The sequence below is a fragment of the Halorubellus sp. JP-L1 genome, assembly GCF_011440375.1.
GTDB lineage: Archaea > Halobacteriota > Halobacteria > Halobacteriales > Natrialbaceae > Halorubellus.
Window position 1 is genome coordinate 927,317 of the sequence record NZ_JAAOIR010000001.1, and the last position, 12,786, is coordinate 940,102.

At 68.1% G+C, this 12,786-nt stretch carries 12 protein-coding genes; 6 read left to right on the forward strand and 6 right to left on the reverse strand.

Features of this window, described 5'->3' with window-relative positions:
• The first annotated feature begins 51 nt into the window (after nt 1–51).
• The 6 genes from G9C85_RS04725 to G9C85_RS04750 all read left to right on the forward strand — a co-directional run bounded on the left by G9C85_RS04725 (nt 52) and on the right by G9C85_RS04750 (nt 5,874).
• Nucleotides 52–1,269 (forward strand): potassium transporter TrkA, encoded by a 1,218-nt coding sequence (locus G9C85_RS04725; RefSeq protein ID WP_166037403.1) that lies wholly within the window; start codon nt 52–54, stop codon nt 1,267–1,269.
• A complete protein-coding gene (locus G9C85_RS04730) occupies nt 1,266–2,459 on the forward strand; it encodes a hypothetical protein (RefSeq protein WP_166037405.1) in 1,194 nt (397 codons plus the stop codon). Before G9C85_RS04725 ends, G9C85_RS04730 begins: the two co-directional genes overlap by 4 nt.
• Nucleotides 2,460–2,524: 65 nt before the next feature.
• Nucleotides 2,525–2,896 (forward strand): hypothetical protein, encoded by a 372-nt coding sequence (locus G9C85_RS04735; protein WP_166037407.1) that lies wholly within the window; start codon nt 2,525–2,527, stop codon nt 2,894–2,896.
• Entirely contained in the window at nt 2,893–3,585 is a 693-nt protein-coding gene (locus G9C85_RS04740) for a P-loop NTPase (RefSeq protein ID WP_166037410.1), read from the forward strand. Before G9C85_RS04735 ends, G9C85_RS04740 begins: the two co-directional genes overlap by 4 nt.
• 134 nt (nt 3,586–3,719) lie before the next feature.
• Complete coding sequence (locus G9C85_RS04745) at nt 3,720–4,595, forward strand: transcription initiation factor IIB family protein (RefSeq protein ID WP_166037412.1); 876 nt, start codon at nt 3,720–3,722, stop codon at nt 4,593–4,595.
• Nucleotides 4,596–4,641: 46 nt separating this feature from the next.
• Nucleotides 4,642–5,874, forward strand: a complete 1,233-nt coding sequence (locus G9C85_RS04750; protein WP_166037414.1) for an AAA family ATPase — start codon at nt 4,642–4,644, stop codon at nt 5,872–5,874.
• A 117-nt stretch (nt 5,875–5,991) separates the two neighbouring features.
• Here the strand turns inward: G9C85_RS04750 and G9C85_RS04755 are convergent, their stop codons facing one another.
• The 6 genes from G9C85_RS04755 to G9C85_RS04780 all read right to left on the reverse strand — a co-directional run bounded on the left by G9C85_RS04755 (nt 5,992) and on the right by G9C85_RS04780 (nt 12,744).
• Entirely contained in the window at nt 5,992–6,870 is an 879-nt protein-coding gene (locus tag G9C85_RS04755; protein ID WP_205254307.1) for an ABC transporter ATP-binding protein, read from the reverse strand.
• Nucleotides 6,867–7,721, reverse strand: coding sequence for an ABC transporter ATP-binding protein (locus G9C85_RS04760; protein WP_166037416.1), 855 nt, complete (start codon nt 7,719–7,721; stop codon nt 6,867–6,869). Before G9C85_RS04760 ends, G9C85_RS04755 begins: the two co-directional genes overlap by 4 nt.
• Entirely contained in the window at nt 7,718–8,932 is a 1,215-nt protein-coding gene (locus G9C85_RS04765; RefSeq protein ID WP_166037418.1) for a branched-chain amino acid ABC transporter permease, read from the reverse strand. The genes G9C85_RS04760 and G9C85_RS04765 overlap by 4 nt, the downstream gene beginning before the upstream one ends.
• Nucleotides 8,929–9,960, reverse strand: coding sequence for a branched-chain amino acid ABC transporter permease (locus G9C85_RS04770; protein ID WP_166037420.1), 1,032 nt, complete (start codon nt 9,958–9,960; stop codon nt 8,929–8,931). The genes G9C85_RS04765 and G9C85_RS04770 overlap by 4 nt, the downstream gene beginning before the upstream one ends.
• A 7-nt stretch (nt 9,961–9,967) precedes the next feature.
• Nucleotides 9,968–11,239 carry an ABC transporter substrate-binding protein gene (locus G9C85_RS04775; RefSeq protein ID WP_166037422.1) on the reverse strand — a complete coding sequence of 424 codons (1,272 nt, stop codon included), beginning with the start codon at nt 11,237–11,239 and terminating at the stop codon, nt 9,968–9,970.
• A 92-nt stretch (nt 11,240–11,331) separates the two neighbouring features.
• A complete protein-coding gene (locus tag G9C85_RS04780) occupies nt 11,332–12,744 on the reverse strand; it encodes an FAD-binding oxidoreductase (protein ID WP_166037424.1) in 1,413 nt (470 codons plus the stop codon).
• Nucleotides 12,745–12,786 lie beyond the last annotated feature (42 nt).

The window sequence follows — 12,786 nt, forward strand, 5'->3', positions numbered from 1 at the left end:
TGTGATCAGCAACCCGATAGTTTTTTATTACAAAGAATATATACGTGGAATATGGTTTCGCTTCCCGTCGAGGTACTCGTGGGCATCTCGCTCGGGTTGGTGCTGGGCGTCGTTCCAGCGTCTCTCGCTGGCCTCATCGGGTTCTCGCTCGAACAGTACGTGGACCGATCGCTCCCGCAGTTCGCAGCCGTCCTCCTGACGCTGCCGCTCGCCGGCGGGCTCGGGTACCTCGCGAGTATCGTGCAACGGAACGTCAACTACCTTCCGCGGTACGTCATCGCGTCGTTCGTCGTCGTGATGATCACCATCTACGCGAACAGCCAGGGCCAGAAGCTCGCCCATCGGATGCCGACGGACCTCGCGGACGCGTCCCGTAGCGAACGAACGCTCTCCGAGGAAGCCGCTGACGACGTCGACGGCCTCGGACAGGTGACGATCCGCCCGACCGGCGACGTCGGGTCGCTCGACGGCTACCCGGCCGTCGGCCCGAAACTCGCCGCGTCGCTCTCGGAGACCGCGTGGCGGCTCCCCGCGGACCTCCCGCTCTCGGAGATCGAGACGCGGCTCGCGGACGACCTCCGGTCGACGCACGACCTGGCGGCGATCGCCGTCTCCGTCGACGCCCGCGGTCGAGCGACGATCGACGCGGCACCGCAGTCCAAGGACCTGGCGCGACGCGTTCCCGAAGGGCATCGCGCGGTGTCGGTCGCAGCGCTCGCGCCCACGAACCTCTCGCCGGGAGATCACGTGTCCGTCGACGCCGAATCGTCGAGCGTCGCCGGGACCGTCGTCAGCGTCGGCGAGGTGGCGGCGTCTGGTCCGGAGCGACGGGTGACGGTCGCCGTCCCGACCGCCGACGCTCGCGTCCTCCTCGAGGCCGACGGGACGCTCGTCGTCGCGCACTCCAACGACACGAGTCACGAGTACGAGGCGCTCAGTTACCTGAAGCGCGCGGGCGAGACGGTGCGAGAGGTCACGCTGGACGCGGGTCTCGTCGACGCCGTCGCGAACGAATCCGTCGACATGTACGCGCTCGCGGTGGAGGCCGACGTCGGCCGTGACGGCGTCGGCGGCTGGTCGTTCGACCCGACCGGGGACGACCTCGTACCGGGCCGCGCGGCGTTCCTCGTCGGCGACGCGACCGCGATGGCGGCGTCCGAAACGGCCGATGAGACCGCGATGGCGGCGTCCGAAACGGCCGAGGAGACCGCGATGGAGGCGTCCGAAACGGCCGAGGAGACGACCGCCGAAGCGGGAGGTGAGGCATGATCGCACCGGCCGCGATCGTCTCCGACTGGACGATGGAGGCGCTGCTGCGCATCCTCGGGTTCGGTCTGTACGGGGCCGTAGTGACGCTCGGTATCGCGTTCATCTACCGCGCGTACAGTACGCGGTCGATGCCGGCTGGTCCGGCGGTCTTCATCGGCGTGTCGTTCGTCGCCATCTCCCTGACCGCGCAGACGGTCCTGCAGACGTCCGTGATCGGTTCGACGCCGCTCCAGCACTACGCGTCGGCGTCGTACATCCTGGGAGTGTTCCTCGGCGTCGCGGTCGCGTCGGAGGCGGGGCGTCGCATCGGCGATCAGTTCGCGGCGGACGTGTACGGGATCGCGCGGTTCGAGACGAGAGACGAGGTCGGCGACCTCGTGGCGTCCGCCGGACTCGTCGTGACCGTGACGGTACCAGAGACCGTCGAGACGCTCGACGGGTATCGTGCGGTAGACGACGCCGAGCGTCGAGCGCTCTCGGGGAAGGAACTGCGGTTCCCGCATCGGTTGTCCGTCGGCGAGATAGCGGATCGGATGACGAGACGCATCGAGGACGACTTCGACGTGGATCACGTCGACGTCTCGGTGAACGAGGCGTACGACGTGGATCGGTTCGCGGTCGGGAATCGACCTGGTGGTATCGGGTCGACGCTCCCGCCGGGGACGGCCGCGGTCGCGGTGGAGAGCGATCCTGCTGGGGATGCGACGACGGGCGACCCGATTGAGGTGTGGGCGGTCGGTGAGAGCGGGAATCGGCTGGTTGCGACGGGCGTGTTCCGGTCGAAGGACGGTGACGTGGCGACGGTCGTCGTGCCCGAGGACGACACGGTGGGGTTCGATAGCGACGAGACGTATCGGTTGGTGACGCGACCGGACACGATCGACGACGTGAGCGAGTTCGTCTCCGTCATCTGGGACGCGCCGGAGACGGTGTCGTCGGTGACTGTCGAGGCGGACGGGCCACTGGAGGGCGAGTTCGTCAGTTGGCTCTCGGCGACGGTGCTGGTGCTCGTCCGCGATGGCGACGTCGTCGGGCTGCCGGCGGACAACGAGACGCTGGTGGCGGGCGACGACCTGTACCTCCTGGGGACGCCCCGGGAGCTTCGGTCGCTCACTGGGGAGCGAGCGGACGTGACCGAGAGGTCTCGGGCTGGGGCACCCGAGGAAGCGGACGAGCCGGCGAGCGCGTGAGCGCGAGCGGGACGTCGCCGGACCGTCTGTAGAATTTTATATACCAATAGCGTTCGAAAGATAGTATGGTAGAGGTAACGGCGTCGACCGAGCGGCAGGACGACGTGACGTTCGTCTGGGCGACGGTTCGGAACACGCGTCGTACACCGCAGCGCGTCGCGATCGAGAACGCGCTCGATGGAGCGACGTGGCCGCCGGTTACCGGCCGGATGCGTGACCCGCGATGGCAGAACGGGACGTGGGTCGAGACGATCGAGCCCGGGCGCTGTTGTGGCGTCGGGTTCTCGACGCCCGCCGTTCCCGATGCGGACCCGGTTCGCGTGGTGTCGACGGAGCGTGCCGAGGATTCGAGTTCGGAGACCGAGAACGCTGAGGCGGTGCTCGCGTCGCTCGACGAGTGGGCGCCGCCGAGTGCCGTCCTTCGACGGGACAGATGATCGTCGCTATCTCGGGCGGCAAGGGTGGGGTCGGGAAGACGACGGTCTCGCTGAATCTCGCTCGGGCGCTCGATGCCGTCGTCGTCGACGGCGATCTGACGACGCCGGATCTGCCGCGTGGTCGCGGGCCGGACATGCACGACGTGCTCGCGGGGCGTGCTGGCCCGATGGAGGCCGTCGAGGAGTTCGATGACGTCCACGTCCTGCCGTGTGGGCGAACGTTGGACGGGGCGTCCGCGGCGGACGTCTCGAACCTGGAGAACGCGGTGTCGTTGCTCGACCGGCGGTTCGAGTACGTGCTCGTGGATTGTCCCGCTGGCCTCGCTCGGGACGTCGGTCACCAGTTGCGGTGTGCGGATGCGGCGGTGCTGGTGACGATGGCGAACCGGCCGGCGCTCTGGAACGCGCTGAAGACGCGCCAGCTCGCGATGGACGTGGAGACGCCGATCGCGTGCATCGTCGTGAACAAGGCGACGTCGGACGCTGCGGGCATCGTCGCGGATCGCGTGGAGGAACGCATCGGGACGCCGACGCACGTGCTCGAGGAGTACGACGCCATCTTCGAGAGTCAGGACGACGGACATCCCGTTCACCACGTGGCCCCGGACTGCGATGGGTTGGAGACGTTCGACGACGTCGCTGCCGAGGTCGTTCGGTGTGGCGAACACATCAGGTCGGCGTCCCGGTGATCGAGCGACCGTGTCCTCCTCGAAGCTGTAGCCTCGTCGCAACGTCCAGAACCGGCAGCAGAGGAGATATTAAATCTGTATATAGAATATAAAATTTAATATTCCCCTGTACCGTTTTGAAGTTCATAATCTACATGCAACGCTCCGAGGTTGTCTGTCCCGAGTGCGAGGGGCGACTCCGAGACCACGGCAACGAACTCGTCTGTGACTCCTGCGGGATCGTCTCGGACGAACCGAACGTCGACCATGGGCCAGAATGGCGTCGCGGCGACGGGCGCGACGACGAGGACCGTCGCCGTACCGGCGCACCGCGCCGACGGAACCGACACGACCGCGGGCTCTCCACCGAGATCGGGTACGGGTGCGGGAGCGACGTCAGCGGCGACCGACAACGGCAGTTCGTCCGGATGCGCAAGCAACACAAGCGAGCGCAGATCGCGTCGAAAGCCGAACGGAATCGCGTGTACGCGTACACGGAGATCGGACGCATCCGCTCGTCGCTCTCGCTCGCCGACAGCATCGAGGACCAGGCCTGTTCGCTGTTCGACTCGGCGCAGGACGCGGACCTGCTCTGTGGGCGGTCGCTCGAGGGGTTCGCTGCCGCGGTCGTCTACGCGACGTGCCGTAGTCGGTCGGTCGCCCGAACGATGGGCGAGATCGTCGCGGTGTCGCGCGCGGACCGCGACGAACTCAAAGCCGCGTACGACGCCCTCAATCAGGAACTCGGGCTCCCGATCGGGCCGATCGATCCCGTCGAGTACCTGCCGCGGTACGCGTCAGAGATCGGGGTCTGCAAGGAGGTCGAGCGGATCGCGCGCCAGTACGTCGTGTTGCTGATTGAGAGCGGTCGGATGGGCGGGAAGAACCCGAGCGGTGTCGCGGCCGCGTGCCTCTACAAAGCGGCGGCGGAGCGGGACGACGACGTGAACCAGCAGACGCTCGCGGACCTCGCTGACGTGTCTCGAATGACGATCTCAGCCACGGTCTCCGATCTGAAGGCGGTGGTGTGACCGTGTCCGATCCCGGTTCGAACCAGATCACTCACTCGACAGAATCATGATCGCAATCGCGTGTGCGAAAGGCGGCAGTGGTAAAACGACGACGACACTCGGTCTCGCGGCGGCGTTCGCTCGCGCCGGCGAGCAGTCGCTCGCGGTGGACGCGGACCGGCAGCTCCCGGACCTCCACGTGACTGCTGGCGTGACGCGAGCGCAGACCATCGCGGACGTGGACGGCGGCGGCGACTGGCGGACGACCGCTCGACGCCTCCCGAACGTGGACGACGCGTACGTGTTGCCGGGCGCGGAGTCCGGCGACGTCATCGACCTCCAGTCGACGCTCGAGGGGTTGCGTCGGGAGTCGACGCGCGTCCTCGTCGACTGTCCGTCCGGGTCGGGGCCCGACGTCATCGACCCGCTCGCTGCCGCCGACGGTGTGGTCGTCGCGACGCCGCCGACGAACCGTGGCGTGGATGCCGCGCGGAAGACGGTCGACGTTGCGCGACAGCTCGACGTGCCGGTGCTGGGGGTCGTGGTGACGAAGTGCGAGCAGGCGGTCGAGGACGTCGACGTCGACCTGCAGGCGCCCGTGCTGTCGACGGTCCCGGAGTGCGAGTCGCCGCTCTCGGATGGGCGTGCTGCGTCCGCGTACGACGCTGCGGTGGCGGCGATCGTCGAGATTGAGGACGATACGCCCGAGACGGAGGCTGCGGGTACCGAGAGCGAGGACTCGCCGGACGCCAGTGACGTTCGGGTGGAGGCGGGCGAGGGAGTGCTGTCGAGTTTCGGTCCAGGGACGGTCGTTGCGCTGCACGCTCCCCCGGCGAGTCAGTCGGAGTCGCTACTCTACGGCGCGACGAGCGTCCGGGGGACGCTGTATCTGACCGCGGAACGGTCGGAGGCGCTCGTGAAGGACGCGATCGACGAGACCGCGGTCGAGACGGGGAGTCCGACAATCCGGTCGCTCGACGAGGACCCGCTCGCGGAGGCGGATTCGCTGGTCGAGCAACTGCCGGCGAACTCGAATCTCGTCGTGGATTCGGTGACCTCGCTCGAGCGCGCGGGCCGGGCGGAGTACCGCCAGTTCCTGAACGCGCTCTCGGAGCACATCAAGGAGATGGGCGGGCTCGCGGTCCTGCACTGTCTCGAGCCGGCGGCCGACCCGCAGATGCGTGCGCTCACCGACCAGTTCGCGGACGTCGTGCTGTTGGTCGATCCCGGCGACGATGGCCTGATCGCAAACGGCACGCTGAACCTCGCGAAGCGACGGACGACCGGTGGCGGATTCTGACCGGCCGTCGAGTTCGAGTCAGTCGCCGACGGGGTCGCCGAGACGGACGCGGAAGCATCCGAACGCGACGGCGCAGAGGAGGAGTCGAATCGCGGCACCGACGAGTGACCGTCGGGCTCAGACGCCGAGGTAGGTCTGCCTGAACTCGTCGTCTTCGCGGAGTTTCTCGCTGGTGACGGTGTCGACGATGCGGCCCTCGTCGAGGACGTAGTGGCGGTCGGCGATGGCGAGTGCGGCGGCGACGTTCTGTTCGACGAAGAACACCGTGATGTCCTCCTGGTCGTTGATGTCGGCGATGATGTCCTCGATCCGGCGGACGATGTACGGTGCGAGGCCCTCGAACGGTTCGTCGAGCAGCATCAGGTCGGGGTTCGCGGCGAGTGCGCGCGCGATGGCGAGCATCTGTTGTTCGCCGCCGCTCATGTTCCGCGCGTGCTTTGCGCGCATGTCGTCGAGTTCGGGGAAGAGCTCGAGGACGTCGTCGAGCGGCTTCGGGTCCGCGGCGTGATTGATCGCGAGCCGGACGTTCTCGGTGACCGAGAGGCGCGGGAAGCACCGGCGCTTCTCGGGGACGAGCGCGATCCCGGCGTTCGCACGCTTGTACGGCGGCCAGTCGCTGACGTCGGTGCCGCGGTACTTGACGGTGCCGTCGAGGACGGTCGGTTCGTCCGCGCCCATGATCGCGCGGAGCGTCGTCGATTTCCCCGCGCCGTTCCGGCCGAGGAGGCTCACGAGTTCGCCCTCGCGGACGTCGACGTCGACGTCGAACAACACCTGGCCGGTCTCGTAGCCCGCGTCGAGACCGTCGACGCGGAGGACCGACGACGGCGGTGTCTCGCGCGCCTCGGCCTCGACCGCGCTCTCGTTCGCACGCACCGACTCGGTCGACGCGGCGTCGCCGCTCGAAGTATCGCCGCTCGTCGTGGCCGCGTCGTTCGCGGTGGTCGCGTCGTTCGCGGTGGTGTCGTCGCTCGTGGTGGTGTCGTCGTGACTCATAGTTCCTCCCGCATGCCGCCGAGGTAGGCGGACTGGACGGCGTCGTTCTCCCGGACGGCCTCGGGCGGGCCGGTCGCGATGACCGAGCCGCGGTCGAGGACGGTGATGCGGTCGCTGATCGAGAGCACGACGTCCATGTCGTGCTCGATGAGGACCACGGTCAGGTCGAGGGCTTCCTGGACGCGCTCGATGAGTGCGGCGGTGTTCTTGGTGGCGCCGGGACTCATCCCCGACGTCGGTTCGTCGAGGAGGAGGACCTCGGGGTCGGTGGCGAGCGCCATCGCGATGCCGAGGCGGCGCTGGTCGCCGTGACTGAGGTTCTTCGCGAGCGCGCCCGGGTCCGCGTCGAGCCCGACCGTGTCGAGGAGTTCGAGCGCCCTGTCGCGGCCGACGTCGCGGTGGTCGCGGAACAGGTCGAAGCTGAACGCGCCCTTGCTCGCGGTCTGGACGAACACGCGAACGTTCTCGAGGACGCTCTGGTCGGCCATGAGTTCGTTCGACTGGAACGACCGCGCCAGCCCCATGTGGGGCCGCTCGTGTTCGTCGCGGTCGGTGACGTCCTCGCCGCCGAGGAAGACGGTACCGGCGGTCGGCGAGAGCGACCCCATGATGGAGTTGAACAGCGTCGTCTTCCCGGCGCCGTTCGGGCCGATGATCGCGCGGAGCTCGCCGGACTCGACGCCGATGGAGACGTCGTCGACGGCGACGACCTCACCGAACGTCCGCCGGAGGTCCCGCGTGGCGAGCGCGGCCTCGGACGGCTCGACGGCGGGGTCGATGGGTTCGTCGCGAGCGCGCTGGCCGTCGGCTGCGTCCGGCGTGCCCTGGCGCTGCTCGGTCGCGTCCGTCATCGAACCACCTCCAGGACGCGCCGGGTGGCGCGGCCGACGTACGCGCGGACGTACCCCCAGATGCCGTCGTTCGGCGAGACGAGGACGATGACGACGAAGACGGCGCCCAGGAGGAACTGCCAGTGGGACAGTTCGCGGGAGACGTCGAACGCGACGAACCCGAGGTCGATGACGGCGAAGTCCGTGAGGTAGTCCGCGACGAACTCCCAGACGAACACGCCGGCGACGGCGCCGAAGAAGTAGTGGACGCCGCCGAGGACCGCCATGAGGACGGTGTCGCCGCTCGTGTAGACGCCGAGCCACTCCTGGCTCGCGCCGTGGTTGTTGATCGCCATGAGCGCGCCCGCGACGGCGGAGAACGCGCCGCTGAACGTGAACGCCCACACCTTGTAGCGGGCGGTGTCGATACCCATCGCGCGCGCCAGGTTCTCGTTCTCGCGGATCGCGATCAGCGACCGGCCGAACGGCGAGCGAACGATCTGCCAGAGCGCGCCCATCCCGAGCAGGAAGACGATCCCGACGAGGAGGTACCAGTCGTCGAGCCAGCCGGCGACCTCCAGTATCGGGTCGGGCCACTCGACGAGCGTCACGGTGAGTTCCCCGCGGAACGACTCCACCCAGCCGGGTTGTGCGCCGCCGGAGATGCCGTCGGAGCCGCCGGTGAGCCCGAGCGGGTCCCGGTTCGCGACGAAGTAGACGGCTTCGGCGGCGGCGAGCGTGAGGAACGCGAAGTAGATCTCGCCCTTCCCGACGGTGAGTCGACCGAGACCGTACCCGACGAGGGCGGCGATGGCGACGCCGACGGTGGCGCCGACGAGGAACGGGAGTTCGGGCGCGGGACCGTGGCCGGACATCGCGATGGCGGCGCCGTACATGCCGAACCCGAAGAACATCGCGTGCCCGAACGACAGGAGGCCCGTGTACCCGAACAGGAGGTTGAACGCGGCGACGAACAGGACGAGGATGAGAATCGTCGACGCGATGCTCTCGAACCCGAGCATGAACGGGAGCGCGACCACCGGGCGGAGGAGGAGGACGAACAGTACGAGACCGATCGGGACGCGGTAGCGACCGACCCAGTCGGGGAAGACGTCGAGTGCGGACTCGCCGACTGCGCGGTCGCGAGCCGAATCCGTCGCACCCGACGTCCCCGCGTCGGTGCTCGTGGCGTCGGCCGTGGCCGCGTCCGCCTCCGGGTTGTGGTCGGTCATTCGAGCAGTCCCTCCTCGCCGAAGAGGCCGCGCGGGCGAACGAGCAGGATGAACAGCATCACGAGGTAGGGGACGAGCCCGCGGATGCCCGAGACGTTCACGGCCGCGATACCAGAGTAGCTGGCGAGCCCCGAGAGGAGGACGGGCGTGAGGTACGTCGCCTCGCCGATGACGATGCCCGCGACGACGCTCCCGAAGAGGCTGCCGACGCCGCCGACGACGACGACGACGAACGCGAGGATGAGGAACGTCTGCCCCATCTGCGCGTTCATCCCGTACTCGGCGGCCTGCAGGACGCCCGCGAGCGCCGCGATCGCGGACCCGAGGAAGAACATCGCCGTGAACCGCACGGGGAGGTTCACGCCGACGAACTCCGTCATCTCGCCGTCCTGGACGCCCGCACGGACGGTGAGTCCGAAGTCGGTGCGGGAGATGAGGACGTAGACCGCGGCGACCGTGATCGTCGCGATCGCGACCATGAACAGGCGGAACGACGCGACCTGCGTGACGCCGAGGTCGACGCTCTGCCGGAGCACCGCCGGCTTCGAGTAACCCAGTGGCGTGGTGCCCCAGTGGTACTGGATGGCTTCGTCGATCATCATCGTCAACCCGAACGTCGCGAGGAGGCCGACGATGGGCTCCGAACCGTAGAGTCGCCGGAGGACCGTGACCTCGACGAGGACGCCGACGAGGCCGACGATGACCGGTGCGACGACGAGCGCCGCCCAGAACGGAAGCCCCCACGCGGCGACGACCGAGTACGAGACGTACGCGCCGAGCATGAACAGCGACCCGTGCGCGAAGTTCACCACGCCCATGAGGCCGAGGATGAGCGACAACCCGAGCGTGATGAGGACGAGGATGGCGCCGTACACGAGACCGCCGACGGCCTGCGTGACGAACAGCCCCGGCTGGTGGACGAACCCCGCGATCGTCACCGCGGCGAGCGCGACCCCGAACGCGAGCCACGCCGGCGACGCACCCGCGAGCCACTCTCGGGACCGACTGGAGAGCGAAGACGTGCTCATCGATTCGTTACTCGAGGTTGCAGCCCGTCTCCGAGAGCGAACGCGCGACGTCGTCGCCCGCGAACGTCTTCGTCGTCTGGAACCAGTTCTTGTAGGGGTCGTCGGTCATCTCGTCCTGCGAGCGCGCTTCGACGCTGAACGTCGGCTGCACCAGCTGGTTGTTCTCCCGCCAGTACATGTCGCCGCCGCCCTTGATCGCCTTGATGTCGGACTCGACCTCGTGCCCGACGAGCTCGCCACGCATGTCCTCCGCGGCCGTCGAGTCCGCGCGCACCGCCGCACGCACCGACTGATCCATCGACATGTACCCCAATAGGTGCCGGACGTACGGGTCGGTCTCGGAGTTCTCCGCGATGCGCTCGCAGAACTCGTTGCTCGCGTCGTTGTCGACCGCCGGCCCCCACACCTGGCCCGCCGTGTCGAGGATGCCCGCGTTCTCCTTGTCCAGCCCCCAGTAGACGACGTCCTCGAGCTGGTGCATCGCGAGCGTGAAGTCGTCCTGGATGCCCTTCGCCATCGCCTGGTTCGCGGCCTTCCGGAGGTCCAGGCCCGCGACGAGGAGGCCGATTCCGTCCGCGTCCGAGTCCGCCGCCTCGTTCAGGTACGGCGTGTAGTCGTCGCTCGGGAACGGCGCCGCCGCCTTCCCCACGACCTCCTTCCCGCCGTCCTCCAGCGCACTCGTCACCGCCGACTGCGCGGTCTGGCCCCACGTGTAGTCCGAGTAGATGAGGTACCACGAGTCCGCCGCGCCCACCATCTGCTCGCCGATCGTGTTCGCGAGCATCGAGTTCGACGCCGTCGGCTGGTACATGTACTGCGCGCACGACCCGCCCGAGATCGCGTCCGAGTGCGAGCCAGTCGCCATGTACGTCACGCTGTTCTCCGACGCCCACGTCCCCATCTTCAACGCCACCGAGGACGACACCCCACCCATCGTCATGTCGACGTCGTCCTCCGAGACGAGGCGCTTGATGCGCTGGAGGCCCGTCGCCGGGTCGACCTCCGTGTCGCCCGTCGCGACGTCGATCGTGACGCCGAGCTCCTCCTCCAGGTCGCTCGCCGCGAGGCGCGCGCCGTCCAGGCCCGCCTGCCCGAACACCGCGAACGGCCCCGACAGCGACGTCGCGTACCCTACCGAGAGTTCGTTCACGTCCGAGTCGCCGCCCGAGAGCGAGGAGAGACAGCCCGACAGCCCCCCGATCCCGGCGACGCCCGCGACCCCCGCACTCTTGAGAACCGTCCGCCTCCGCACATGCGACTGACCGTCATTCGTTGCCATAGGGCAAGCAACATCACTCGCCTTCATAACGCTATCCCATCCATCGGCGCGCTAGCTGGCGAAAATTACCGGAAGCGGGGACTGGGTCGAACTCAGTCCTCGTCCACAGCGTCGTCTCGATCGGGAACCACCTTCCCCGGATTCATCGTCCCCGCCGGGTCGACCGCGTCCTTCAGCGTCCGCATCAACTCGACCGCGCCGCCGTGCTCGCGGCGCATGAACTTGCGCTTCCCCAGCCCGACGCCGTGCTCGCCCGTCGCCGTCCCACCCAGGTCGATCGCCGTCTCGACCACGCGCTCGTGGAGTTCCGACGCGCGCTCGCGGGCCGCGTCGTCGTCTTCGGGAACCAGCGGCGCGTAGTGGAGGTTCCCGTCGCCCGCGTGCCCAACGCACGGCGTGAGGACGTCGAACTCCTCGCTCGCCGTCGCGACCGCCTCCACCATCTCCGGATAGTTCGAGATCGGGACGACGACGTCCCCGAGCATCGCCGGCTCTAGGTCCTCACCGTGCGCGCGATATGCCGGCAGCACGTCCCGGCGCGCGCTCCAGACCGCGTCCATCTCGCCCGCACCCGGCGCGTCCCACGACGCCGCGTCGTGGTCCTCGCAGATCCCGCGCGCGAACGCCACGTCCTCCTCGATCCCCGAGTTGTTCGCGTGGAACTCCAGGATGAGCGTCGGCTGTTCGGTGAAGGTTGCGGAGTCACGATATTCGTTCACGAGCTCGACCGTAAGCGTATCCATGAACTCGATCGCTGCCGGAACGAGCCCAGCGCCGATGACGTCCGCGACCGCCGCGCACGCCTGGTTGCGCGACGGGAAGGTGACGAGCGCCGCGCGTTCGTGTTCGGGAATGCCGCTCACCGCGATGGTCGCTTCGGTGACGACGCCGAACGTCCCCTCACTCCCGACGAACAGGTCCTTCAGACTGTAGCCAGAGGAGGTCTTGACGACGCCGCGTCCGCACTCGATGACGTCGCCGTCGGGAAGGACGACTTCGAGCCTGCGGACGTGGTCGCGCGTCTCCCCGTACTTCACCGCGTTGAACCCGCTCGCGTTCGTCGCGATCATTCCGCCAATGGTCGCAATGTCGCCGCTGGAGATACCCGGCGGGAACCGGAGGCCGTGCTTGGCGAGTTCTTCGTTCAAGTCGTCGTAGACGATTCCAGGGCCAACCGTCGCCTGCAGATTACCGGGTTCGACCTCCACACCCGCCATCTCCTTCACGTTCAGAACGATGCCGCCCTCGACCGGGATACCACCACCCTCCAACCCACTCCCGCCCGACCACGGCGTCACCGGCACCCCACGCTCGTGTGCTGCCGAAAGGACGTCCGAGACCTGCGACGTCGACGTCGGCCACACTACTGCATCCGGGAGCACCGGGTCATGCACGCTCGCATCCATCGCGAATTGCTCGCGACGCGAGTCGTCGAAAGAGACGCGGTCCTCAGGGAGGACGTCCGCGAGGAACGCGCAGTCGTAGTCGTTGGTTCCTTCAGTCATACCGACCGACTCCGAGGAGACGAATCATAAGTGGAGGCGACG

What these genes read in the sequence shown, in the direction of transcription:
- G9C85_RS04730 (WP_166037405.1), top strand. Translation starts at nt 1,266, where the DNA reads ATGATCGCACCGGCCGCGATCGTCTCCGACTGGACGATGGAGGCGCTG.
- G9C85_RS04780 (WP_166037424.1), bottom strand. Translation starts at nt 12,744, where the DNA reads ATGACTGAAGGAACCAACGACTACGACTGCGCGTTCCTCGCGGACGTC.
- G9C85_RS04735 (WP_166037407.1), top strand. Translation starts at nt 2,525, where the DNA reads ATGGTAGAGGTAACGGCGTCGACCGAGCGGCAGGACGACGTGACGTTC.
- G9C85_RS04740 (WP_166037410.1), top strand. Translation starts at nt 2,893, where the DNA reads ATGATCGTCGCTATCTCGGGCGGCAAGGGTGGGGTCGGGAAGACGACG.
- G9C85_RS04760 (WP_166037416.1), bottom strand. Translation starts at nt 7,721, where the DNA reads ATGACGGACGCGACCGAGCAGCGCCAGGGCACGCCGGACGCAGCCGAC.
- G9C85_RS04770 (WP_166037420.1), bottom strand. Translation starts at nt 9,960, where the DNA reads ATGAGCACGTCTTCGCTCTCCAGTCGGTCCCGAGAGTGGCTCGCGGGT.
- G9C85_RS04755 (WP_205254307.1), bottom strand. Translation starts at nt 6,870, where the DNA reads ATGAGTCACGACGACACCACCACGAGCGACGACACCACCGCGAACGAC.
- G9C85_RS04775 (WP_166037422.1), bottom strand. Translation starts at nt 11,239, where the DNA reads ATGGCAACGAATGACGGTCAGTCGCATGTGCGGAGGCGGACGGTTCTC.
- G9C85_RS04750 (WP_166037414.1), top strand. Translation starts at nt 4,642, where the DNA reads ATGATCGCAATCGCGTGTGCGAAAGGCGGCAGTGGTAAAACGACGACG.
- G9C85_RS04725 (WP_166037403.1), top strand. Translation starts at nt 52, where the DNA reads ATGGTTTCGCTTCCCGTCGAGGTACTCGTGGGCATCTCGCTCGGGTTG.
- G9C85_RS04765 (WP_166037418.1), bottom strand. Translation starts at nt 8,932, where the DNA reads ATGACCGACCACAACCCGGAGGCGGACGCGGCCACGGCCGACGCCACG.
- G9C85_RS04745 (WP_166037412.1), top strand. Translation starts at nt 3,720, where the DNA reads ATGCAACGCTCCGAGGTTGTCTGTCCCGAGTGCGAGGGGCGACTCCGA.